16 protein-coding genes and 1 tRNA gene are annotated in these 24,264 nt (G+C 72.0%); 4 read left to right on the top strand and 13 right to left on the bottom strand.

The annotated features are described in order from the left end of the window. The first annotated feature begins 87 nt into the window (after positions 1-87). The gene (locus CEQ11_RS07585; protein WP_067188923.1) at positions 88-837 is read left to right on the top strand and encodes a YigZ family protein; all 750 of its coding nucleotides are present in this window, start codon (positions 88-90) and stop codon (positions 835-837) included. 62 nt (positions 838-899) lie between these two features. Here CEQ11_RS07585 and CEQ11_RS07580 read toward each other — a convergent pair whose 3' ends face one another. Next, positions 900-2,666, bottom strand: coding sequence for a BCCT family transporter (locus CEQ11_RS07580; protein ID WP_067188921.1), 1,767 nt, complete (start codon positions 2,664-2,666; stop codon positions 900-902). Positions 2,667-2,811: 145 nt separating this feature from the next. Between CEQ11_RS07580 and CEQ11_RS07575 the strand changes: the two genes are divergently transcribed. Beyond that, positions 2,812-4,170, top strand: coding sequence for a class I SAM-dependent methyltransferase (locus CEQ11_RS07575; protein ID WP_088478234.1), 1,359 nt, complete (start codon positions 2,812-2,814; stop codon positions 4,168-4,170). A 106-nt stretch (positions 4,171-4,276) separates the two neighbouring features. Here CEQ11_RS07575 and rpsA read toward each other — a convergent pair whose 3' ends face one another. The 3 genes from rpsA to polA form a co-directional block, all read right to left on the bottom strand. Then, positions 4,277-5,728, bottom strand: coding sequence for a 30S ribosomal protein S1 (rpsA, locus tag CEQ11_RS07570; protein WP_070638248.1), 1,452 nt, complete (start codon positions 5,726-5,728; stop codon positions 4,277-4,279). A 124-nt stretch (positions 5,729-5,852) separates the two neighbouring features. After that, the gene (locus CEQ11_RS07565; RefSeq protein WP_088478233.1) at positions 5,853-7,283 is read right to left on the bottom strand and encodes a GNAT family N-acetyltransferase; all 1,431 of its coding nucleotides are present in this window, start codon (positions 7,281-7,283) and stop codon (positions 5,853-5,855) included. Then, positions 7,267-10,062, bottom strand: a complete 2,796-nt coding sequence (gene polA, locus CEQ11_RS07560) for a DNA polymerase I (RefSeq protein WP_088478232.1) — start codon at positions 10,060-10,062, stop codon at positions 7,267-7,269. The genes CEQ11_RS07565 and polA overlap by 17 nt, the downstream gene beginning before the upstream one ends. 40 nt (positions 10,063-10,102) lie before the next feature. Between polA and CEQ11_RS07555 the strand changes: the two genes are divergently transcribed. After that, complete coding sequence (locus CEQ11_RS07555) at positions 10,103-10,633, top strand: hotdog fold thioesterase (protein ID WP_088478971.1); 531 nt, start codon at positions 10,103-10,105, stop codon at positions 10,631-10,633. Positions 10,634-10,729: 96 nt separating this feature from the next. Here the strand turns inward: CEQ11_RS07555 and CEQ11_RS07550 are convergent. Further along, positions 10,730-10,811: transfer RNA gene (locus tag CEQ11_RS07550), tRNA-Leu, on the bottom strand. A 202-nt stretch (positions 10,812-11,013) separates the two neighbouring features. Between CEQ11_RS07550 and CEQ11_RS07545 the strand changes: the two genes are divergently transcribed. Next, on the top strand, positions 11,014-11,682 hold the full coding sequence (locus CEQ11_RS07545) for an ANTAR domain-containing response regulator (protein ID WP_088478231.1): 669 nt from the start codon (positions 11,014-11,016) through the stop codon (positions 11,680-11,682). 91 nt (positions 11,683-11,773) lie between these two features. Here the strand turns inward: CEQ11_RS07545 and pyk are convergent, their stop codons facing one another. The 8 genes from pyk to CEQ11_RS07505 all read right to left on the bottom strand — a co-directional run bounded on the left by pyk (position 11,774) and on the right by CEQ11_RS07505 (position 24,227). Beyond that, on the bottom strand, positions 11,774-13,258 hold the full coding sequence (gene pyk, locus CEQ11_RS07540) for a pyruvate kinase (protein WP_067188911.1): 1,485 nt from the start codon (positions 13,256-13,258) through the stop codon (positions 11,774-11,776). Between the two features lie 181 nt (positions 13,259-13,439). Beyond that, the gene (locus CEQ11_RS07535; RefSeq protein WP_088478230.1) at positions 13,440-14,900 is read right to left on the bottom strand and encodes a glutamate synthase subunit beta; all 1,461 of its coding nucleotides are present in this window, start codon (positions 14,898-14,900) and stop codon (positions 13,440-13,442) included. Then, a complete protein-coding gene (gene gltB, locus CEQ11_RS07530) occupies positions 14,893-19,503 on the bottom strand; it encodes a glutamate synthase large subunit (protein ID WP_088478229.1) in 4,611 nt (1,536 codons plus the stop codon). The genes CEQ11_RS07535 and gltB overlap by 8 nt, the downstream gene beginning before the upstream one ends. Positions 19,504-19,753: 250 nt before the next feature. Beyond that, positions 19,754-20,797 carry a prolipoprotein diacylglyceryl transferase gene (gene lgt, locus CEQ11_RS07525; RefSeq protein ID WP_088478970.1) on the bottom strand — a complete coding sequence of 348 codons (1,044 nt, stop codon included), beginning with the start codon at positions 20,795-20,797 and terminating at the stop codon, positions 19,754-19,756. A 5-nt stretch (positions 20,798-20,802) separates the two neighbouring features. Then, positions 20,803-21,663 carry a tryptophan synthase subunit alpha gene (gene trpA / locus CEQ11_RS07520; RefSeq protein WP_227718797.1) on the bottom strand — a complete coding sequence of 287 codons (861 nt, stop codon included), beginning with the start codon at positions 21,661-21,663 and terminating at the stop codon, positions 20,803-20,805. Beyond that, positions 21,660-22,979 (bottom strand): tryptophan synthase subunit beta, encoded by a 1,320-nt coding sequence (trpB, locus tag CEQ11_RS07515; RefSeq protein ID WP_087133473.1) that lies wholly within the window; start codon positions 22,977-22,979, stop codon positions 21,660-21,662. The genes trpA and trpB overlap by 4 nt, the downstream gene beginning before the upstream one ends. 148 nt (positions 22,980-23,127) lie before the next feature. Next, entirely contained in the window at positions 23,128-23,934 is an 807-nt protein-coding gene (gene trpC, locus CEQ11_RS07510; RefSeq protein ID WP_070638233.1) for an indole-3-glycerol phosphate synthase TrpC, read from the bottom strand. Positions 23,935-23,945: 11 nt separating this feature from the next. Continuing rightward, positions 23,946-24,227, bottom strand: coding sequence for an HGxxPAAW family protein (locus tag CEQ11_RS07505; protein ID WP_070638231.1), 282 nt, complete (start codon positions 24,225-24,227; stop codon positions 23,946-23,948). Positions 24,228-24,264 lie beyond the last annotated feature (37 nt).

Below are 24,264 nucleotides of genomic sequence, written 5' to 3'. Positions count from 1 at the left end.
TAGGCAGAAGCTCGGCACAGGTCGAGACCGGCTGTGTCAGGCCGGGGTGTCACGGGCCTAGAGTGGAGCCGCCCTAGAGTGGAGCCCATGTCCGCCTCAGACCCAGCCGTCTCCCCTGCCGCATCCGACGCCGCCGCCGGCGTGGTGCGCTGCACGGTGCCCGCCGCGCGGACCCGCCCGGAGGACGGGTGGACCCATGTGGAGCTGGAGATCAGGCGTTCCCGGTTCCTGGGCTTCGTGGCCCGCGTGGACTCCGAGGACGACGCACGCGAGATGATCTCGGCCCTGCGCCGGCGCTTCCACGACTCCCGGCACGTGTGCAGCGCGTTCGTGCTCGGGCCGGACCGTCGCCAGGCCCGCTCCAACGACGACGGCGAACCGGCCGGCACCGCCGGTGTACCCATGCTCGAGGCCCTGATGCAGCGCCAGACCGGTCCGGACGGCGCTCGCGACCTCACCGACGTCTGCGCCGTGGTGGTCCGCTACTTCGGGGGCGTCAAGCTCGGCGCCGGCGGGCTGGTGCGCGCCTACTCGGACACGGTGAGCGCGACCCTCGACGCCGCACCCCTGGTCACCCGCTCCCGCATGGCCCTGTTCGAGGTGGATGCCCCCCACGCCGAGGCCGGCCGCTGGCAGCACGAGCTGGACTCCGCCGGGCATCACGTCCACGACGTGCGCTACGAGGCGGACGCCGCCGTGCTGTGCGTCGCCGTGCCGGACTCCCCCACCCGCATCGAGTCCCTTCAGGCCTCACTCGCCTCGGTCACCTCCGGCGCCGGCACGGCCGTGCCGGTCGGCCACGACTGGGTGGACGTGGACGGAGCGGACCCGACCTGACACGCCCCGACGGCCCCGCACCGTGACGGTGCGGGGCCGTCGTCGTCCGACTGCCGCTGCGCTCAGCCGCTGGTCTTGTCCGCGGCGTCGCTGCCGGTCGGGTGCTCGCTGCGGACCCGGTCGGCGGGGCCGGCGGTCGGCACGCCTCTGGGCTCCCAGCGGTCGAACTCGGGCTCGGTGCCCTCCTCGTAGGCCGGTCGCATGGAGTAGTCGCTGATGTCGTGCTCGTCCTCCCCGGCACGGCGGTGATACTCCTCGATCGGGATCACCGGCTTCCACTGGCGGGTGCGGATCGGGGCGAGTCCGCCGTAGTCCTCGCGGACCGCGCGCACCAGGCAGAGCGCCTGCAGGAACATCATCATCGTGACGGGCAGGCCGATCACCTTGATGACCTCCTGCAGCGCGGAGAGCGACTCCTCGCCGGTGGTGGTCAGCAGCACGGTGCAGACCAGGCCGATGGAGATGGCCCAGAACACGCGCTGGCGGGTCGGCCCCACGTCGTCGTAGCCGGAGGACATCGAATCGATCACCAGGGCGGCCGAGTCGATGGAGGTGATGAAGAAGACGGTGATGCAGATCAGCGCCACCATCGAGGTGACCTCGAGCAGCGGGAAGTGGCCGAGGAACTGGAACAGGGAGCCGGGGATGTCCCCCTCCTCCACGATGGTCTCCACGAAGTTCGCCTCGCCGGCCAGCTCGAGCTTGAAGGCGTTCACACCCATGACCCCGAGCCAGATGAAGGTGAAGGCGGTCGGCAGCAGCAGCACGCCGAGCACGAACTGGCGGATGGTGCGGCCGCGGGAGATGCGGGCGATGAACATGCCCACGAACGGCGCCCAGGTGGCGGTCCAGGCGAAGTAGAACACGGCCCAGTCGCCGGTCCAGTCGGACTCGCTCCAGGTGGTGTTGAAGAACGCCAGCGCCGGGATCATCGTCAGGTACTGGCCGATGGACTCCACGGTGCCCTGCACGGCCTGCGTGGTCGCGCCGAACATGAGGATGTAGATCAGCAGGGCGATGGCGATGGTGATGTTGATGTAGGACAGGCGCTTGACACCCTTGTCCAGGCCGGCGACCACGGACATCAGGGCGACGGCGGTGATGATCGCGAGGATCGCCGCCTGCACCCAGCCGGCGATCGGGACGCCGAACATGATGTTGGCGCCGCTGTTGATCTGCAGGGCTCCCTGGCCCACGGACACGGAGATGCCGAAGATGGTGGCGACGACGGCGAGGATGTCGATGGCCTTGCCGATCGGTCCGTGGATCTTCTCGCCGATCAGCGGCTGGAAGGCCGAGGACATGCGCGGCGGGAGCTTGCGCTTGTACGTGAAGTACGCGAAGGCCAGCGCGGGGACGATGAAGATGCCCCACATGTGCAGTCCGAGGTGGAAGTTCGCGATGCCCATGGCCTCGGACGCGGCCTGGACGGTCTCCGGCTCGGTGCCGTACATGGGCGGGTCGGCGAAGTGGCTGACCGGCTCGGCCACGCCCCAGAACATGAGGGTCGCGCCCATGCCCGCGGCGAAGAGCATGCCGAACCAGGCGAGGCCGGAGTACTCCGGGGTGGCGTCGTCGTCGCCGAGCTTCAGCCGGCCGTAGCGGCTGAAGGCGATGCCGAACGCGAAGAGGATCATGCCGGTGATGGCCAGGACGTAGAACCAGCCGAGATTGCCGGCGATCCACGCGGCGACCGCGCCGAATCCGGCCTGCATGGCGCCGGGGACGAGCACCATGAGCGCGGAGAAGACGACCACGATGGCCGCCGAGACGAAGAAGATCTGCGGGTTGGTCCGCAGTCCGAGGCTGTTGTGCAGTCTCGTGAGCATTCAGCTGCCTTCCAGAAGGTGGAGTTGACGTGCGATTCTGTGAAAACCTCTGCCCCACCGTAGGGGGACGCTGTGACGTCCACAACCCCTCGTGGGCCCGTCAGCGGGGCACAGCGCACACCTGCCGGTTCCTAGGATGGAGGACATGCCCGAGACCTCCGCCGCCCCCTCCGGCCCTGCCTCGCACGGCGCCGCGCCCCGCGCCGCTTCCCGCCCCGACGACGGCCGCCTCCGCACCCCGGACGTCGTCCTGGGTGCCCTCCCGGACGCCTTCACCGCGGACTTCGACTTCGGCCGGCTCAGCCGCGAGCCGCTGCACGGCTCCCGCCAGCGGCAGGCCCACGACGCGGCCGACCTGCTTCTGCTGGACACCCTGGCCGGCTGGGAGGCGACCGGCCGCCAGTCCGGACGCATCGTGGTGCTCCACGACCAGCATGGGGCGCTCGCACTGCCGCTGCTCGCCGCCGGCCGTGACGTGCGGCTCGGTGTGGACGAGGCCTCGGCCGCTGCGTCCTCGGCGGGGAACCTGGAGCGTCTGCGCGCCGAGGGCTGGGGACGGCTGACGATCGGCGGCGTGGACCGGCAGACCCTGTCCGGCGCCGACACGGTGGTGATGGCACTGCCCCGCTCCCTGGACGCGCTGCGCCTGACGGCGGCGCGGATCGCCCGCTGGGCCGCGGCCGACGTGCTCGTGCTGGCCGGAGGCCGCGACAAGCACATGAGCCCGTCCATGAACGAGGTGCTCGCCGGCTGCTTCACCACGGTGGTGCCCGGCCGCGGTCGGTCCAAGTCCCGGGTGCTCACGGCGGCCGGGCCCCGGCGGGAGGTGGCGGTCCCGGGGCCGGCCACCGGCGTCCATCGGGTGAAGGGACTCGGCCCGCTCACGCTCGTCGGCGGGCCGGCCACCTTCGGCGGCGCCGCACTGGACCCGGGCAGCAGGCTGCTCGCCGAGACACTGGCCGAGCGCCGCCCGCCGGTCCCCGAACCGCACAGCCGCGTGGTGAGAACCGACTCCGGCCTGAGCGTGCAGGTGCCGTGGACCGCCCCGGTGGACCGCACCGGTGTTCCGGCACCGGACGTCCTGGACGCGGGCTGCGGCAACGGCGCCCTGGCCGCGGTGGCGGCGCTGCTCTGGCCGGAGGCGACCGTGCTGGCCTCGGACCAGTCGGCCGATGCCGTGGCTTCGACGTCGGCGACGACGGCGGCGAACGGCCTGCAGGACCGCATCAGGGTGGAGCAGGACGACGCCCTGTCCACCGTGCCGGACGCCTCGGTGCGCCTGGCGCTGCTCAATCCCCCGTTCCACGACGGCACGGCGGTCGACCCGACGGTCGCCCACCGGATGATCGCCGCCGCCGGACGCGTGCTGGCACCGGGCGGCCAGCTGTGGTGCGTGTGGAACTCGCACCTGCGCCACCGCCCGGTGCTCGAGTCCGCCGTGGGCCCGACGCGGCAGGTGGCCCGCGACCGCACCTTCACGGTCACCGTCTCCACCCGGGCCTGATCGTCTCCGTCGGCACACGACGACGGCGCCCCGTCCCTCACAAGGAGGGACGGGGCGCCGTCTGTCCGGTCAGGACCTCAGCGAGGACCTGTCGAACCGATGCGGATCAGTTGCCGGTGAGCTTCTCGCGCAGGGCGGCGAGGGCCTCGTCGGAGGCCAGGGTGCCGCCGTCGGAGGCCGGAGCCTCGGAGACGTAGGAGGAGGCCCCGGTGTCGTGCGAGGCGCCGGCGTTGGCGTCCTCCTCGAGGGCGCGGCGCACCTGCTCCTTGTGGGCCTCCCAGCGGGCCTGGGCGTCGGCGTACTGCTGCTCCCAGGCGGCACGCTCGGCCTCGTAGCCCTCCATCCACTCGTTGGTCTCGACGTCGAAGCCCTCGGGGTACTTGTAGTTGCCCTCGTCGTCGTACTCGGCGGCCATGCCGTACAGGGCCGGGTCGAACTCGGTGCCGTCCGGGTCCACACCGTCGTTGGCCTGCTTGAGGGACAGGGAGATGCGGCGACGCTCGAGGTCGATGTCGATGACCTTCACGAACAGCTCGTCGTTGACCGACACGACCTGCTCGGCGGTGTCGATGTGGCGCGAGGCCAGCTCGGAGATGTGCACCAGGCCCTCGATGCCGTCCTCGACGCGCACGAACGCGCCGAACGGGACGAGCTTGGTGACCTTGCCCGGCACGACCTGGCCGAGGGCGTGGGTGCGGGCGAACAGCTGCCACGGGTCCTCCTGGGTCGCCTTCAGCGACAGGGAGACGCGCTCGCGGTCCATGTCCACCTCGAGGACCTCGACGGTGACCTCCTGGCCCACCTCGACGACCTCGGACGGGTGGTCGATGTGCTTCCAGGACAGCTCGGAGACGTGCACGAGCCCGTCCACGCCACCCAGGTCGACGAAGGCGCCGAAGTTGACGATGGACGACACGGTGCCCTGGCGGACCTGGCCCTTCTCCAGCTTGTGGAGGAAGTTGGAGCGGACCTCGGACTGGGTCTGCTCGAGCCAGGCGCGGCGGGACAGCACCACGTTGTTGCGGTTCTTGTCCAGCTCGATGATCTTGGCCTCGAGCTTCTGGCCGATGTACGGGGCCAGGTCGCGGACGCGGCGCATCTCGACCAGGGAGGCCGGCAGGAAGCCGCGCAGGCCGATGTCCAGGATGAGGCCGCCCTTGACGACCTCGATGACGGTGCCCTCGACGACGCCGTCCTCGTCCTTGATCTTCTCGATGTCGCCCCAGGCGCGCTCGTACTGGGCACGCTTCTTGGACAGGATCAGGCGTCCCTCCTTGTCCTCCTTGGTGAGGACCAGGGCTTCGACGGAGTCACCGACGGCGACGACCTCGTCCGGGTCGACGTCGTGCTTGATGGACAGCTCGCGGGACGGGATGACGCCCTCGGTCTTGTACCCGATGTCGAGCAGGACCTCGTCGCGGTCGACCTTGACGACGGTGCCCTCGACGAGATCGCCATCGTTGAAGTACTTGATGGTCGCGTCGATGGCGGCGAGCAGCTCCTCGGAGGTGCCGATGTCGTTGATGGCGACCTGCGGGGCGTGGGAGGTGGTGGTCATGTAGGAGGGACTCCGATGGGTTGTGGATCATGCCGAGGCAGCTGGACACACAGCGGCGCCTGCGACCCGGCATGGGTTGAAAACGGACAATACTGTGAGCGCACGAAAGTGCTCGTCCAGCCTATCAGAATCCCGTGAGCAGGTGAACGGGTGCCGCGGAGGACAGCAGCGTGTCCAGCAGGACCGCCCCGCCGGGGGTCCGTTCCCGGACCGTGCCGGCGCGGACGCCGGTGACGGCACAGACCCCGCCCAGCCACAGGCCGGACAGCTCCGCGACGTCGAGGGCGAGATCGGCCTGTTCCTGTGCACCGTCGGCCAGCCGCTCCACCCGGCCGCGGCCCTCCGCCACCGTGAGCCGCCACGTGCCGTCGGCGAACCCGTGCCGGTCGGACACGGCCAGGGTGAGACCACCGGCGACGCCGGGGACGTAGGCCCGCCCCTCGAGGCAGGCCGGCACGTCGAGGATGCGCAGGTAGAGGTCGTCCCAGTGGTCGGTGACCGTCACCAGGCGCGCGTTCTCCAGCACGGCCTCCAGGGCCCCGTCGTCCGGCAGGCGGGCGAACTCGACGCGTTCGATCAGGTCGAGGTCCAGCAGGTAGCGGACAAGGCCGCGCCAGGCCTCCGGGTCGGCGGCCATGAACGCCTGCACCCGGACGGTGGCGGGCTCAGTCTCCCAGCCCTTGAACCGGTAGACCACGGCTCCGCGCGCCCGGCCCTCGGCGTCCCGGTACAGGCCGACGAAGGAGCCCTCGGCCTTGCCGTCGTTCTCCGAGGCCAGCGCGTCCTTCCACATCACGCGGTGCGTCTGGGGCCGGCGCGGGCTGCCGGGCGTGAGCAGCTGCAGCTCGCGCTGCAGCGCGTCGACCTGATCGATCACCTCGCGCGGGTCCTCACGGGTGACGGTGCCGGTCGCGGCCGGGCCGCGCATCTGCACATGCCCGGTGGTGCGGACCTGCGCCCGGCGGGCGTGGCAGCAGACGCCGAAGCCGAAGCGGCCGTAGATGGCGGACTCGGAGACCGTCAGCGCGGCCACGGGCATGCCGGCCGCGACGGCGTCGGTCAGGGAGCGCCCCATCATCGCCCTGAGGATCCCGCGGCGGCGGTGTCCCGGCGACACGGTGACGTTGCTGATCAGCCACGCCGGCAGCTCGATGCCCGGGGAGACGGTGAGCGTCGAGGCCCAGTCCACGAACGTGCCGACCGGCTCGCGGGCGGCCGGGTCGTCTCCGTCCGCGTAGACGCCGAGGCTGCGCTTGGCGTCGTCCGCGTCCATGCCCAGCGACTGGTCCATGGCCCTGCCGTCCGGGACCTTCTCGTAGAAGCCCTTCTCCACGGCGCGGGTGAACAGGGCCTGGGCCGGGACGTCGGCGGCCTTCGGGTCGGACCCGTCGGCCGGACGCACCGGGGTGGGAAGGACCTCCAGCCGCAGCCCGTGGGCGGCGAGGGCCGCCTGATGCGAGCCCACGGCCGAGGCTCCGGACGCACCCGGGCGCGCGGCCGTCGTCGTGGTGTCCGCGGCGGCGACGCCGCCGACCGTGTCAGTGTGCTGCGGCATGCCAGCTCTCCCCCTGTCCGACGTGGACGTCCAGCGGCACGGACAGCTCGGCGGCCCGGCCCATGCGCTCCTTCAGCAGTGCGGTGGCGGCCTCCAGCTCGTCAGCGGGGACCTCCAGGATGAGCTCGTCGTGCACCTGCAGCAGCAGGCGGGATCGCAGCCGCTCCTCGGCCAGGCCGGCGGCGACGTCCAGCATGGCGCGCTTGATGATGTCGGCCGCCGAGCCCTGGATGGGAGCGTTGAGGGCCGCGCGCTCGGCCATGTCCCGCAGCTGGCGGTTGTCCGAGTTCAGGTCCGGCAGGTAGCGCCGGCGGCCCTCGATGGTGGCGGTGAAGCCGTCCCGGCGGGCCTGTGCCACGACGTGGCGGAGGTAGTCGCGGACGCCGCCGAAGCGGTCGAAGTAGCCCTTCATCAGCGTGCGGGCCTCGTCCACGCCGATGTTCAGCTGCTTGGACAGGCCGAACGAGGACAGGCCGTAGGCCAGGCCGTAGCTCATGGCCTTGACCTTGGAGCGCTGCTCGGCGGTCACCTCGGACGGCTCGCAGCCGAACACCTGGGCGCCCACGAAGTCGTGGAGGTCCTCGCCGGTGCGGAACGCCTCGATCAGGCCGGCGTCCTCGGACAGGTGCGCCATGATCCGCATCTCGATCTGGGAGTAGTCCGCCGAGAGCAGCACGTTGCCCTCGCCGGCCACGAAGGTCTCGCGGATGCGGCGGCCCTCCGTGGTGCGGACCGGGATGTTCTGCAGGTTCGGGTGCAGAGAGGACAGCCGGCCGGTGGTGGCCACGGTCTGCGAGTAGGTGGTGTGGATGCGGCCGTCCTCCGCCACGGTCTCCAGCAGGCCGTCCACGGTCTGGCGCAGCTTGGTGGCGTCGCGGTGGGCCATGAGGTTCTCCAGGAACGGGTGGCCGGTCTGCTCCAGCAGCGAGTTCAGGGAGTCCACGTCCGTGGAGTAGCCCGTCTTCGTCTTGCGGGTCTTCGGCATGTCCAGGTGCTCGAACAGCACGGTCTGGAGCTGCTTGGGCGAGCCGAGGTTGACCTGCATTCCGCCGGTCTCCTCCGCCACGGACGCCCAGGCGGACTCCTTGGCGGCGTCGGCGGCCGCGGTGAAGTCGGCGCGCAGGGCCTCGAGGTGCTCGCGGTCCACGGCGATGCCCTCGAGCTCCATGTCCGCCAGCAGTCGGGACAGCGGGATCTCGATCTCGCGCAGCAGCGCCTGGGCGCCGCGGTCCACCAGGCGCGGGGTGTAGTCCTCGGACAGGCGGCGGACGATCCAGGCGGCGCGCACGGCGTTGCGGGCGCGGGCCGCCGCCTCGGCGGCGCCGGCGGCGCCGTCCAGGTCGAGCTCGCCCTGGGCCGGGCCCTCGTCGTCGTCGGCCGGCGCCTCGAGCGGGGTGTGCAGGTCCTCGCCTGCCAGGGAGTCCAGGCCGATGTCCCGGCGGTCCGGCTGGATCAGGTAGGCGCCGAGGAAGACGTCGTCCTCCACGCCGAGCACGTCGCAGGGCTGCCCGCCCACGCCGGCGGTGCGCAGGGCCTTGAGGGCACGCTTGAGGTCGTGGACGGCCTTGGTGACGGCCGCGTCTTCGAGCAGCTCGCGGACGGCGGCGGCGAGATCCTCGCCGACGGCCGTGAGGTCCACCGCGACGGCGTCGTCCTCGACGGCCAGGCCGAGGGTCACGGGCACGCCGTACTCCCCCGGCACCGGGACCTTGCGCCTGGGCAGCAGCGCGGGACCGTCCACCTGAACGTGGACGCCGAGCAGGGAGCCGGCGTGGCGGGAGACGAACTCCTCGAGCCCGGCCCGGTCCGTGACCACCACGGCAGCGGGGGCCTCCTCGACGTGATCGGCGGGTGCGTCGGCCCAGAGGCGCTCGGAGAACACCTCGAAGACGCGCTCGCGGATGCGGTTGAACTGCAGGGCGTCGAAGAGCTCGGCCACCGAAGCGCGGTCCGGCATGGACAGCTGCATGGCCTCGTCGGTCACCGGCAGGTCCAGGTCCCGCACGAGCGCGTTGAGGCGGCGGTTGCGGCGCACGTCGTCCAGGTGCTCCCGCAGGGCCTGGCCCTTCTTGCCGGTGATCTCGTCCGCGTGGGCGATCACGCCGTCCAGGTCCCCGTACTTCTCGAGCCACTTGGCGGCGAAGCCGGCACCCACGCCGGGGACGCCGGGCAGGTTGTCCGCCTTCTCGCCCACCAGCGCCGCGAGGTCCGGGTAGAGCTCCGGCCGCACGCCGTACTTGGCCTCCACGTCCGCGGCCTTCATCGGAGGGATGTCGGAGACGCCCTTCTTCGGGTAGAGCACGGTGGTGGTGTCGGAGATGAGCTGGAACGCGTCCCGGTCGCCGGAGACCACGCAGGTCTGCCAGCCGGCGGCGTCGGCGCGGGCGGCCAGGGTCGCCACGATGTCGTCGGCCTCGTAGCCCTCCATGGTGACGGTGGGGATGCCGAGGGCCTCCATGACCTTGCCGATCAGGTCGATCTGGCCGTGGAACTCCTCCGGAGTCTCGGAGCGGCCGGCCTTGTACTCCGTGTACTCCTCGGAGCGGAACGTCGGGCCGGACAGGTCGAAGGCGACCGCCACGTGTGTGGGCCGCTGCTGGCGGATCATGGTCAGCAGCATCGAGGTGAAGCCGTAGACCGCATTGGTGTGCTGGCCGGTGTCCGTGGCGAAGTTCTCGGCGGGCAGGGCGTAGAAGGCACGGAAGGCCATGGAGTGGCCGTCCAGCACCAGCAGGCGGTGCGGTCCTGCGGCGGGCGCGGCGGTCTCGTCGCTGGGCATGATGCTCCTCTCGAGGGCTGACTGTGCAAGCCTAGTGGCCATGACCGACAACACGCGCGCCACGGCCGACGCCGCCCATCCGCTGTCCGGCTTCTGCTTCCACCCCGGCGTCACCCCCGAGTTCTCCCCCGAGCAGGTCGAGCGCCTCGCCGAGGCCGCCGGCATCCCCGAAGGCATGAGGAGGGCCCTCGGCAGTGCGGGCATCAGCCCGCTGGCCGTGAAGATGGGCATCGTGTTCGAGGAGGTCTCGGCCGAGCGGATCGTCGCCACCATGCCCGTGGCCGGCAACGAGCAGCCGGTCGGCCTGCTGCACGGCGGCGCCCACCTGGTCCTCGGCGAGACCCTCGGGTCCGTGGCCGCGAAGGTCCACGCCGGCCCGGACCTGAACGTGGTCGGCATCGAGATCGGTGCCACGCACCACCGTGCCGTGACCTCCGGCACCGTCCGCGCCGTCTGCACCGCGATCTCCCTGGGCCGCACGCTGACCAGCCACGAGATCGTGGTCTCGGACGAGCAGGGGCGGCGCCTGTCCACCGTCCGCATGACCAACATGGTCCTGCAGCCGCGCTGACGCCGGGCTGCGCCCGCCGGTCCCACGACGACGGCCGCCCACCCTGCCGGATGGGCGGCCGCGGCCATGGCTCCCCTTGAGGACGGGGACGGCCCGTGCCCGAAGTGGGACTCGAACCCACACATCTCTCGATACCGCATTTTGAGTGCGGCGTGTCTACCGATTCCACCATTCGGGCGCGGCCACGCGGCGGCGTGGAGGACTCCACAGTACCAGCGCGTGCGCGGCCGCCGGACCGTCGCGAACGGGCGCGGTGGCAGCGCGACTAGAGTGGGACGAAAGACCCCAGCGCACCGTCACGCGTCGGCGTGCCCGCCGCCCGTGTGCGCCGACGCCGTAGGGCGCACCAGGACCGTGCGCCGAGAAGGAGCCGTCACCCGATGACCGCCGCGAACACCGCGAACACCCCGGAATCCGCAGACCGCCCCCAGGACTCCCCCGCCGCCGAGGACTCCGCCGCGCCGGGTGACGCCGGCCGGCCCGGGGTCCGCGCCGTCGTCGCCGAGGACGAGGCCCTCATCCGCTTGGACATCGTCGAGTCGCTCACCGCCGCCGGCTACGAGGTCGTCGCCCAGGCCGGGGACGGCCGCGCCGCCGTCGACGCCGTCCGCGAGCACCGTCCGGACGTGGTGGTCATGGACGTGAAGATGCCCGTCATGGACGGCCTGTCCGCCGCCGAGGAGATCGCCTCCGAGCGCCTGGCCCCCGTGGTGATGCTGACCGCGTTCTCCCAGCGCGAGCTCGTGGAGCGCGCCCGCACCGCCGGCGCCATGGCCTACGTGGTCAAGCCGTTCACCGAGGCGGACCTGGTGCCTGCCATCGAGCTGGCCGTCGCCCGCTTCGACGAGCTGCGCAGCCTCGAGGAGGAGGTCAAGGACCTGACCGAGCGGTTCGAGACCCGCAAGCTCGTCGAGCGCGCCAAGGCCCTGCTGCAGTCGCACATGGACCTCAGCGAGCCCGAGGCCTTCCGGTGGATCCAGAAGACCTCCATGGACCGCCGGCTGACCATGCGTGAGGTCGCCCAGACCGTGGTGGACCAGCTGGGCTGAGACCTCCGCGCCTACGCGCGAGGAACGCCGTCGCCTGCACGCCAGGGCCCCGACCGGATCGATCCGGTCGGGGCCCGGTGCTGTCAGCCGGTCAGCCCTGAGGGTCCAGCTCCCACTTGCCCACGGGTTCGCGGTCCGAGTCGTCGAGGGTGCCGCCGGCGTCGTGCGGGTCGCCCACCTTGTGCACCTTGAGGGTGTTGGTGGTGCCGGCCTGGCCCGGGGGCGAGCCGGCCGCGATGATGACGAACTGCCCCTCCTTCGCGATGCCCTCGGAGAGCAGGGAGCGGTCCACCTGGCCCGTCATCTCGTCCGTCGTCTCCGCGAACGGCACCATCTTGGGGAACACGCCCCAGGCGAGGCAGAGGATGTTGTGGGTGTGCTCCACGTGCGTGTACGCGTACACCGGCTGCTTCGGACGCAGGCGGGAGATGCGGCGGGCCGAGTCGCCGGTGCGGGTGAAGGTCGCCAGGAACGGGATGTCCAGCTGGTGGGCGATGTCCACCGCGGCGCGGGTGATGGCACCGCCGCGGGTGCGCGGCTGGGCGGTCAGCGGGTCGATGCGGTCCAGGCCGTTCGTCTCGGTCGACTCGATGATGCGGGCCATGGTCTGGACCGTCTCCACCGGGTAGGCGCCCACGGAGGTCTCGCCGGAGAGCATGACGGCGTCCGCCCCGTCCAGGACCGCGTTGGCGCAGTCGGAGGCCTCGGCGCGGGTCGGGCGCGGATTCTCGATCATGGACTCGAGGACCTGGGTGGCCACGATGGTCGGCTTGGCCCAGCGGCGGGCCAGCTCGATGGCCCGCTTCTGCACCACGGGCACGTCCTCGAGCGGAAGCTCCACCCCGAGGTCTCCGCGGGCGATCATGACGGCATCGAAGGCGTCCACGATCGATTCCAGGTTCTCCACCGCCTGCGGCTTCTCGATCTTCGCGATCACCGGGATGCGGCGGTTCTCCTCGTCCATGATCTCGTGCACGCGCTCGATGTCTGCGGCGTCGCGCACGAAGGACAGGGCGATCATGTCCACCCCCGTGCGCAGCGCCCAACGCAGGTCGGTCTCGTCCTTCTCGGAGAGGGCCGGCACGTTGACGGCCACCCCCGGCAGATTGATGCCCTTGTTGTTGCTGACGGGGCCGGCCACCTCCACCTCGGTGACCACGTCGGTGTCGGTGACCTCGACGGCGCGCAGGCGCACCCTGCCGTCGTCCACGAGCAGCACGTCCCCCGGGTCCACATCGCCGGGCAGGCCCTTGTGGGTGGTGCCGCAGATCTCGGCGGTGCCCTCCACGTCCCGGGTGGTGATGGTGAAGCGGTCCCCCTGCTCGAGCTGGTGCGGCCCGTCGGCGAAGCGGCCGAGGCGGATCTTCGGCCCCTGGAGGTCCGCGAAGATCGCCACCGGGTGCTTCACCTCGACGGAGAGGCGGCGGACCCGCTCGTAGGTCGTCTCGTGCATGGCATGGTCGCCATGGCTCATGTTCAGTCGGGCGACGTCGATGCCGGACTCGATGAGTCGTCGGGTCACGTCGTCGGAGTCGGTCGCGGGTCCGAAGGTGGCGATGATCTTCGCGTGTCGCATGGGCACCAGCCTACGAGTCGAGGGACGGAGGGGGCACCGTCCGCGCCCGGGCGATTTCCGCCGCGGGCGAAGACGGCGACGACGGCCCCGCGCCGGGGCGCGCGGCCGTCGTCGGGACGGGGCCGGCCTGCGGGCGGACCGGGACGGAAGGGACCAGGTCAGCCCGACGGCCGGGCTCGGCTCAGCCGAGGACGAGGCCGCGGTCGCGCGGCTTCACGGGGGCCGGCAGGTCCGAGGGCTCGCCGGTGAGGAACTCGTCCACGGCTGTGGCGGTGGCACGGCCCTCGGCGATGGCCCAGACCACCAGGGAGGCGCCGCGGCCGGCGTCGCCGCAGACGAAGACGCCCGGCTCGGCGGTCTGGAAGGCGTCGTCGCGGCCGAGCACGCCGCGCATGACCTGCACCCCGGTCTGCTCCGTGATGGCCTCCTGCTCCACGCCGGTGAAGCCGAGGGCGAGCAGGACCAGGTCCGCCGGGATCTCATGCTCGGTGCCGGCCTTCGGGGAGCGGGAGCCGTCCGGCAGGTACTCGGTCTCGGCGACCTTCAGTGCGCGCACGCGGCCCCGCTCGTCTCCGAGGAACTCGACGGTGCTGGCGAGGTAGGTCCGCCCGCCGCCCTCGGCGTGGGCCGAGGCGACCTCGAACGGGGTCGGGACGGTCGGCCACGGCTGGTGGGACGGGCGCTGCGACGGCGGCTGCCTGCCGATCGCCAGGGTGGTGACCGAGGCGGCGCCCTGGCGGTGGGCGGTACCGATGCAGTCGGCGCCGGTGTCGCCGCCGCCGAGGATGACCACGTGGCGGCCCTCGGCGCTGATCTGCTCCTGCTCGTCGCCGGCCACCCGCCGGTTGACGGGGACCAGGTAGTCCATGGCCAGGTGGATGCCCTCGAGGCCCCGGCCCGGGATGGGCAGGTCGCGGCCGACCGGGGCGCCGGTGGCCACCACGACCGCGTCGAAGGAGTCCTTCAGCTCGTCCCAGGCGATGTCCGTGCCGATCTCCACACCGGTGCGGAAGCGGGTGCCCTCGGCCTCCATCTGGGCGATGCGGCGGTCGATGACGTCCTTCTCCAGCTTGAAGTCCGGGATGCCGTAGCGCAGCAGGCCGCCGACGCGGTCGTCGCGCTCGTACACGGCGACCGTGTAGCCGGCGCGGGTGAGCTGCTGGGCGGCGGCCAGGCCGGCCGGGCCCGAGCCGACGACGGCCACCGTGTGCCCGTTCTGGCGGTGCGGCCGGTGCGGGGGCAGCCAGTCGTTCTCGAAGATCTGCTCGGCGATGGAGACCTCGACCTGCTTGATGGTCACGGCCGGCTGGTTGATGCCGAGCACGCACGAGGACTCGCAGGGCGCCGGGCAGATGCGCCCGGTGATCTCCGGGAAGTTGTTCGTCGCATGCAGGCGCGCGGCCGCCTCCTCCCAGCGGCCGCGGTGCACCAGGTCGTTCCAGTCCGGGATGAGGTTGCCCAGGGGGCAGCCGGCGTGGCAGAACGGGACGCCGCAGTCCATGCAGCGTGTGGCCTGCGTGCGCACGATCGCCTCGTCCTGGCGGACGTAGACGTCCTTGTAGTCCATGATGCGCACCGGCACCGGCCGGGTCGGGCGCTCCTGGCGCTCGCGATGGTTCAGGAATCCGCGCGGGTCAGCCACGGGTCACCTCCAGGATCCGAGCCCAGGCGGCGTCGCCGTCCGGGTCCATGCCGTTGTCTTCGCACTCGGCGCGCAGGGCCTGCACGGCCGCGTACTGCCGGGGCAGCACCGTGGTGAACCGCTGCCACAGCGCCTCGACCGCGTCGGCGTCGCCGCCGTCGATCGTCTCGAGTATCGCGGCCGCCACGGCGGAGCCGGTGAGCTCGTGGTGCCGGCGCAGCAGCTGCGTGATCTGCTCCCGGTCCGCCTCCTCGGGGACGCCGAGCAGCAGCCCGGACTCCTTGACGGCCAGCGGGTTGATCCGCGTCTCGTCCAGGTCCAGGATCCAGGCCACGCCGCCGGACATGCCCGCGGCCACGTTGCGGCCGGTCGGGCCGAGCACGAGGGCTCGGCCGCCGGTCATGTACTCCAGCCCGTGGTCGCCGATGCCCTCGGCCACCGCCGTGGCGCCTGAGTTGCGGACCAGGAAGCGCTCGCCCACGCGGCCGCGCAGGAACATCTCGCCGCTCGTGGCGCCGTAGCCGACCACATTGCCGGCGATGATGTTGTCCTCCGCCACCAGCGGGGCGCGGCGGTCCGGGCGGAGCACGATGCGCCCGCCGGACAGGCCCTTGCCCACGTAGTCATTGGCGTCGCCCTCCAGGTGCAGGGTGACGCCGGACGGGATGAAGGCTCCGAAGGACTGGCCGGCCTCGCCGGTCAGGGACACCGTGATGGTGTCCTCGGCCAGCTCGTCCTGCAGCCGGGCACTCGTCACGTGGTAGCCGAGCAGGGTGCCGACGGAGCGGTCCGTGTTCTTCACGGTGTCCTCCACGGACACCGCCTCGCCGGTCTCGACGGCGGGGGCGACCGCCTCGAGCCACCTGTTGTCCAGCTGCTCGGCGAGTCCGTGGTCCTGGCCTCCGGTGCGGCGGTGGGCCACGGACTCGTCGAAGGAGTCGGCGGCGCCGGAGCCCAGCACCCCGGACAGGTCGAGGCCGCGGGTCTTGAAGTGGCGCAGCGCCTCGTCCACCTCGAGCAGCTCGCGGTGTCCGATGGCCTCGTCCAGGCTCCGGAAGCCGAGCTCGGCGAGCAGCTCGCGCACCTCCTGGGCGATGTACTCGAAGAAGTTGACCACGAACTCGGGCCTGCCGGTGAACCGCGTGCGCAGCTCCGGGTTCTGGGTGGCCACGCCCACCGGGCAGGTGTCCAGGTGGCAGACGCGCATCATGATGCATCCGGAGACCACCAGCGGGGCGGTGGCGAAGCCGAACTCCTCGGCGCCGAGCAGGGCGGCCACCACCACGTCGCGGCCGGTCTTGAGCTGGCCGTCCACCTGCACGGTGACGCGGTCGCGCAGCCCGTTGAGCATGAGGGTCTGCTGCGCCTCGGCCAGGCCGAGCTCCCAGGGGGTGCCGGCGTGCTTGAGGGAGTTCAGCGGGGAGGCGCCGGTGCCGCCGTCGTGGCCGGAGATGAGCACGACGTCGGCCTTCGCCTTGGTCACGCCCGCGGCCACGGTGCCCACGCCGGACTCGGAGACGAGCTTCACGTGGACGCGCGCCTTCGGGTTGGAGCGCTTCAGGTCGTGGATCAGCTGCGCCAGGTCCTCGATGGAGTAGATGTCGTGGTGCGGCGGCGGGGAGACCAGGGAGACGCCCGGGGTGGAGTGCCGGGTGGTCGCCACCCACGGATAGACCTTGGAGCCCATGAGCTGGCCGCCCTCGCCGGGCTTGGCGCCCTGGGCCATCTTGATCTGCAGGTCCGAGGCGGTGGCCAGGTAGAGGCTGGTGACGCCGAAGCGGCCGGAGGCGATCTGCTTGATGGCCGAGCGGCGCTCGGGGTCCAGAAGGCGCTCCGGGTCCTCGCCGCCCTCGCCGGAGTTGGAGCGGGCGCCGAGGCGGTTCATGGCGATCGCCAGGGTCTCGTGGGCCTCCTGGGAGATGGAGCCGTAGGACATGGCGCCGGTGGAGAAGCGCGTGACGATCGACTCGACCGGCTCGACCTCGGCGACCGGCACGGGCGGGCGCTGTCCGGTCTTCAGCCGCATCAGGCCGCGCAGGGTCATGAGCTCTGCGGATTGGTCGTCCACCCGGCGCGTGTAGTCCTTGAACACGTCGTAGCGGCGCTCGCGCGTGGAGTGCTGCAGCCGGAAGACGGTCTCCGGGTCGAACAGGTGCGGCGGGCCCTCGCGGCGCCACTGGTACTCGCCGCCGGCGTCCAGCGGGGCGTCCGGCCGCGGGTCGTTGCCGTCGGCCGGGAATGCGTCCGCGTGGCGGGCCTCGACCTCCGAGGCGATGTACGCCAGGCCCACGCCGTCCATCGGTGAGCTGGTCCCGGTGAAGTAGCGGTCCACGAAGCGCCGGGACAGGCCGACCGCCTCGAAGGTCTGGGCGCCGCAGTAGGAGGCCACGGTGGAGATGCCCATCTTGGACATGATCTTCTGCACGCCCTTGCCGAGGCCCGTGATGAGGTTGTTCACGGCCTGCTGAGCGGTGACGCCCGGCAGGGACCCGTCCCGCACGAGCTCCTCGGCGGACTCCATGGCCAGGTACGGGTTGACGGCGGAGGCGCCGTAGCCGATGAGTACGGCCACGTGATGGACCTCGCGGACGTCGCCGGCCTCGACCAGCAGCGAGGTGCGGGTGCGGGAGGCGGAGGCGAGCAGGTGGTGGTGCACGGCGGAGGTCAGCAGCAGGGACGGGATGGGCGCCCACTGTGCGTTGGCGTCCCGGTCGGAGAGGATCACGTACGCGATGCCGCGCTGGACGGCTGCGGAGACCTGCTCGCAGATCTCCTTGATGCGGGTGCGCATCTCCTCGGCGCCGCCGGCCACCCGGTAGAGGCCCTTGACCTTCAGGGCGCGGCGGGTGCCGTCGGAGGAGCGCACATGGGCGATGCGGGCCAGCTGATCGTTGTCGATCACGGGGAACGGCAGGTCGATCGCCGTGGTGCGCGACTGGCCCTGCGCCAGCAGGTTCGCCTGCGGGCCGATGCAGGTGCGCATGGAGGTGACCTGCTCCTCGCGGATGGCGTCCAGCGGCGGGTTGGTCACCTGCGCGAAGGACTGCGTGAAGTAGTCGAAGAGCAGGCGGGGGCGCTCGGCGATCGCGGCGATCGGGGTGTCCGTACCCATGGCGCCCAGCGGCTCGGCGCCGGTGGTGGCCATCGGCTTGATGAGCAGGCGCAGGTCCTCGAGCGTGTAGCCGAAGATGCGCTGGCGCAGGCGGACGGAGTCGGCGCCGTGGCTGACGCGCTCGCGGGCCGGCAGGCAGTCCAGGTCCAGGAGCGACTCCTGCACCCACTGCGCCCACGGCTGGGACGCGGCGATCTCGGCCTTGAGCTCGGTGTCCGGGATGATCCGGCCCTGTTCGGTGTCCAGCAGGAACATGCGGCCGGGCTTCACGCGGCCCTTGCGGACCACGGTGGCCGGGTCGATCGGCAGCACGCCGACCTCGGAGGCGAGCACCACGAGGCCGTCCTCGGTCTGCCAGTAGCGGGCGGGTCGCAGGCCGTTGCGGTCCAGGACGGAGCCGACCTGGACACCGTCGGTGAAGGCGATGGCCGCCGGACCGTCCCACGGCTCCATGAGCATCGAGTGGTACTGGTAGAACGCCTTGCGGGCCGGGTCCATGGTGGGATGGTTCTCCCACGCCTCCGGCACCATCATCATGATCGCGTGGGAGAGGGGGCGCCCGGCGAGCATGAGCAGCTCGGCGACCTCGTCGAAGGACGCGGAGTCGGAGCCGTGTCCGGTGACCAGCGGGAACATCTCCTCCGGCACCTCCCCGAGCAGCGGGTGGCGCAGCTCGCCCTGCCGGGCGCGCATCCAGTTGCGGTTGCCCTTCACGGTGTTGATCTCGCCGTTGTGCGCGATCGTGCGGAACGGCTGGGCCAGCGGCCAGGAGGGGAACGTGTTCGTGGAGAAGCGCGAGTGCACGATGCCGAGCGTGGTGGTGTACCGGTCATCGGACAGGTCCGGGTAGAACGGCTCGAGCTGCGCGGTGGAGAGCATGCCCTTGTAGACGATCGTCTTCGAGGACAGGGAGGGGAAGTACACGCCGGCGGTCTGCGCGCGACGGCGCAGGCGCCAGGCGCGGGCGTCGAGGGACTGCCCCGACTCGTCGAGCTCGCCGTCGTCCAGGCGGCAGACGAAGAGCTGTTCGAAGGCGGGCATGACGCTGCGGGCGCCGTCACCGATCACAGAGTCGTCCGTGGGGACAGTGCGCCAGCCCAGGACCTGGAGGCCCTCGCGTTCGGCGAGCAGGCCGATCTCCGCTTTCGCCGCCGCGCAGCGCTCCTCGTCCGTCGGCAGGAAGGCGGTGCCGGCGGCGTACTCACCCGCGGCCGGCAGCTCGATGCCGGAGACCTCCCGGAAGAAGGCGTCGGGGATCTGGGTGATCAGGCCTGCGCCGTCGCCGGTGCCCTCGTCGGCACCGACGGCGCCGCGGTGCTCCAGGGCGCGCAGGGCGGTGAGGGCGTGCTCGACGATGTCGTGGCCCGGGGTGCCGCGCAGGGTGGCCACGACGGCGAGTCCGCAGGCGTCCTTCTCGTTCGCGGGGTCGTACAGACCCTGCGCCGGGGGCAGAGCCGAGTACCGGAGAAACGGGTCGAGCACGTCGTGCATGACGCTTCCTTCCTGACGGCCACGGTGTGCGTGGCGGTGGAAGGGGACGACGCTGGCCCCTCAGAGGCGGTGGTGGTCCAGACGGCGAAGTCCGTCCGCGATGTGAGTGACGTTACTCCCCTCAGGCCGCGAGACCGCGCGGTGACGGCACCGGTCCCAGAATGTGGACCGGGTCGGCCCGCCCCGCCAGAGGACGGACCGACCCGGTCCAGGTGTGCGTCGCCGTCGGCGCTGCTGCGGCGTCCGGTCCTCAGCCGCGGTCGGCCGCGTGGGAGCCGCCCGTCGCGGATCCGTCGTCCGCATCCCCGTCGTTCCGCTCGTCGGTGCTCGTCCCGACGACGGCACGCGGCTCGTCCTGGTCTGCCGCCTCCGCCTCGGCGCGGCGGCCCGGCAGCCACACGTCGTCCGCCTCGGCCTGGGTGAGACGGCGGGCCCGGACCCGGCAGACGGCGAACATGACCAGGGCGATCGCGAGCAGCAGCAGTGACGTCCACACGTTGAGACGCTGGGTGGTGCCGAACAGGGTGATCATCTGGGCGTCGTCGATGCGCATCATCTCGATCCACACGCGGCCCAGGGTGTACCAGGCGACGTAGGCCCAGATCATCGCTCCACGGCGCAGGCGCAGGCGGCGGTCCAGCAGGAGCAACACCCCGACGCCGATCACGTTCCACAGGCTCTCGTACAGGAAGGTCGGGTGGAACAGGGTGTCCTCGGCGTAGCCGGAGGGGATGTGCTCGGGATCGACCTGCAGGCCCCAGGGCTGGTCGGTGGGTCCGCCGAAGAGCTCCTGGTTGAACCAGTTGCCCCACCGGCCGATCGCCTGGGCGAGCAGGATGCCCGGGGCGACGGCGTCGCCGAAGGCCGTGAGCCGATACCCGTAGCGGCGCGTCCCGATCCACGCGCCGACCGCGCCGAGGGCGATCGCGCCCCAGATGCCGAGACCGCCGTTCCAGACGTAGAGGATCTGGATCGGGTCGCCCGTGCCGTCATAGTTCGGCCCGAAGTACCGGTCCGGCGAGGAGAACACGTGGTAGAGGCGTCCGCCCACGAAGCCGAACGGGATCGCCCAGATGGCGACGTCCAGCACACGGCCGGCCGGGCCGCCGCGGCGGCGCCACCGGATCGAGCCCAGCCAGAGCGCGGCGATGACGCCGGCGATGATGCACAGTGCGTAGGCGTGGATCGTCAGCGGCCCGATCTCGAAGCCGGACCAGCCGGGGGACGGGATGGCGAGCAACGGCGAGGCGAGGGTGTCGGCCCGGGAGGCGGCCGTCGTCGGGACTCCGGTCATGGAGGTCACTCTCCTGCCTTCGGATCGGCGGCGGTGCCGGCGGCGTCCCGGACGCAGCCGGCGGCGAGCTCGGCGGCCAGACGGCCCACGGCCTCGGGGCCGCCCTCCCCGAGGGCCTTGACCAGGGCGGTGCCGACGATCGCACCGTCGGCGTACTCGCCGATCTGGGCGATGTGCTCCGGGCGGGAGATGCCCAGGCCCACACAGACGTTCTCCGCGCCGGCGGCCTTGGCGTGCGTGACCACCTCGGCGGCGGCGTCCGAGATGTCCTTGCGGGCGCCGGTGACGCCCATGACGGAGACGGCGTAGACGAAGCCGCGGGAGTCGGCCACCGTGCGCTCCACCCGGGACTGCGGGGAGGACGGGGCGGTGAGGAAGACGCGGTCCAGTCCGTGGCGGTCGGAGGCGGCCAGCCACTCGGCGGCCTCCTCCGGCACGAGGTCCGGGGTGATCAGCCCGGCGCCGCCGGCGGCGGCCAGGCGGCGGGCGAACTCGTCGGCGCCCATGCGGTCCACGAGGTTCCAGTAGGTCATGACCAGCACGGCCGCGTCGGTGCGCTCGGTGATCCGGCGGACGATGTCGAACACCTGGGACACCCGGAAGCCGGCAGCCAGGGACGCCTGCGTGGCGGCCTGGATGACCGGGCCGTCCATGACCGGGTCGGTGTAGGGCAGGCCGATCTCGACGACGTCGGCGCCGTTCTCGACCAGGGCCACGGCGGCCTCGACGCACTCGTCCACGGACGGGTAGCCGGCCGGAAGATAGCCGATGAAGGCGGTGCGGCCGGCGGCGCGCGCCCGCTCGATCGCGGCCGCGGTCTTGGATTCGCCGGCTGCCGCGGTGCCGGACATGGTCTCGGTGCTCATCGCTGGACCTCCTCGTCGGCGTCGGTGCGGGCGTCGTCCTGGTCTCCGGCGGGATCCTCGCCCGGCGCGAGCCCGGCCTCGGTGCGGATGGTCTCATCCGCGTCGCCGTCGTCCTCGCCGTCGGAGGCCGGGGCAGCGGAGGCCGTGCCGAGGCCGAACCAGGCGGCGGCGGTGGAGACGTCCTTGTCGCCGCGGCCGGAGAGGTTCACGACGATGATGCGCTCCTCGCCGGCCGGGGTGTGCTCTCCCACCTCGCCGGCGTCGATCCAGCGCTGGCCCAGGGACAGGGCGCCGGCCAGCGCATGGGCGGACTCGATCGCCGGCATGATGCCCTCGGTGCGGGTCAGGCGCAGCATGGCGTCCATGCAGGCGGTGTCCGTCACGGGCTCGTAGCAGGCCCGGCCGGTGTCGTTGAGCCAGGCGTGCTCGGGGCCGACCGCCGGGTAGTCCAGGCCGGCCGAGATCGAGTGCGAGTCGATCGTCTGGCCGTCTTCGTCCTGCATCAGGTAGGTGCGGGCGCCGTGGAGGACGCCGGTGCGGCCCAGGGTGATGGAGGCGGCGTGGCGGCCGGTCTCGACGCCGTCGCCGCCGGCCTCGAAGCCGTACAGCTCCACCTCGGGGTCGTCCAGGAAGCCGGCGAACAGGCCCATGGCGTTGGAGCCGCCGCCGACGCAGGCGGCCACCGCGTGCGGCAGTCGGCCGGTCTGCTCGAGCACCTGTGCGCGGGCCTCCTCGCCGATCACCGAGTGGAACCAGCGGACCATCGCGGGGAACGGATGCGGGCCGGTCACGGTGCCGAGAAGGTAGTGGGTGGTGTCCACCGAGGCCACCCAGTCTCGGAGCGCCTCGTTGATGGCGTCCTTGAGGGTGCGGGCACCGATGGTCACGGGGACCACCTCCGCGCCGAGCATCTGCATGCGGGCCACGTTGAGGGCCTGGCGACGCGTGTCCTGTTCGCCCATGTAGACGGTGCACTCCATGCCGAACAGGGCCGCCGCGGTGGCGGTGGCCACGCCGTGCTGGCCGGCGCCGGTCTCCGCGATGAGACGGGTCTTGCCCATGCGACGGGCCAGCAGCGCCTGGCCGATGACGTTGTTGATCTTGTGCGAGCCGGTGTGGTTGAGGTCTTCGCGCTTGAGGAAGATCCGCACGCCCGGCAGGTCCGCGCCGAAGCGCGGCACCTCGGTGAGCAGGGACGGGCGGCCGATGTAGTCCCGGTAGAGGTCCTTCAGCTCGGCCCGGAACTCCGGGTCTCTGCGGGCGGCCTCGTAGGTCTCGGTGACCTGGGCGAGGGCGGCCATGAGCGACTCGGGCATCCACGTGCCGCCGTACCGGCCGAAGTAGGGGCCCGGCTGGTCGCCGAGGCTCTCGGGGCTCTCGGGGCGCTCGGGACTCTCGGGGCGCTCGGGGGTGCCGGCGGGGTCGGTGGACAAGGCGGGTCCTCCTGCGTGGGTGGTGTCTGGGTCAGCGGGCGCGCACCGAGGCGGCGCGGAACTGCTGCAGGGCCTGCTCGGGGGCGCCGTGCCTGACGAGGGCCTCGCCGACGAGGATCGCGTCGGCGCCTGCGGCGGCGTACTGCTCCACCTGGGCAGCGGACTCGACGCCGGACTCGGCGACGCGCACGACGTGCTCGGGCAGGTCTGCGGCGAGTCGGGCATAGCGGTCCGGGTCGACGTCGAGGGTCTTCAGGTTGCGCACGTTGACGCCGAGGATGCGGGCGTCCACGTCCACGGCACGGGCGATCTCCTCGTGGGTGTGGGCCTCGACGAGGGCGTTCATGCCGAGCTCGTGGGTGAGCTGGAGGAAGTCGCGCAGCTGTGCGTCGTCCAGGGCGGCCACGATGAGCAGCACGAGGTCGGCGCCATGGGCGCGGGCCTCGTGGATCTGGTACTCCGCGACGGTGAAGTCCTTGCGGAGCATGGGCAGGTCGATCGCGGCGCGAACGGCGTCGAAGTCGGCGAGGCTGCCGTTGAAGCGCCGCCGCTCGGTGAGCACGGACACCGCTGACGCGCCGCCGCGCTCGTAGGCGCGGCCCAGCTCGGCGGGCTCGGCGATGTCGGCCAGCGCGCCCTTGGAGGGGCTGGACCGCTTCACCTCGGAGATGACCCGGATGCCCTCCGGGTCGGCGCGGCCGCCGACGAGGGCGGCCACGGCGTCGCGCGCCGGGGCCACCTGCGCCGCGCGGCGGATCATCTCCGGCAGCGGCACGGCTGCTTCACGCGCGGCGAGGTCCTCGCGGACTCCTGCGATGATGTCGTCGAGTACGGTCACGACGGCCGAGCTCAGTGGCGCGAGCCGGAGCCGGCGCTGCCGGACACCACGCCCACCACGACGCCGACCAGGGCGACGGCGATCCCGATCCAGACGATCATCATCTGGTCGATGAACAGGCCGATGGCCCCGGCGGCGAAGCCGACCACCACGAGGGCGCACATGGCCCAGGCGCCCGGGGAGTTGCCGTGGCCCGGCACCTCGGCGTGGGTCGGGTCGTTCAGCACGCGGCCGTCCTCGGTGACGGTCACCTGGGTGGTGGCGGTCTGGGCGGACTGGGCGGGGTGGCTCATCGGGCACTCTCCCTGTGGATCGATGTCGGCGACGGAT

Source organism: Micrococcus sp. FDAARGOS_333 (assembly GCF_002206575.2).
GTDB lineage: Bacteria > Actinomycetota > Actinomycetes > Actinomycetales > Micrococcaceae > Micrococcus > Micrococcus lylae.
Note: the sequence above shows the minus strand (reverse complement) of the source record. Positions and strands in the feature narration are given on the sequence as shown.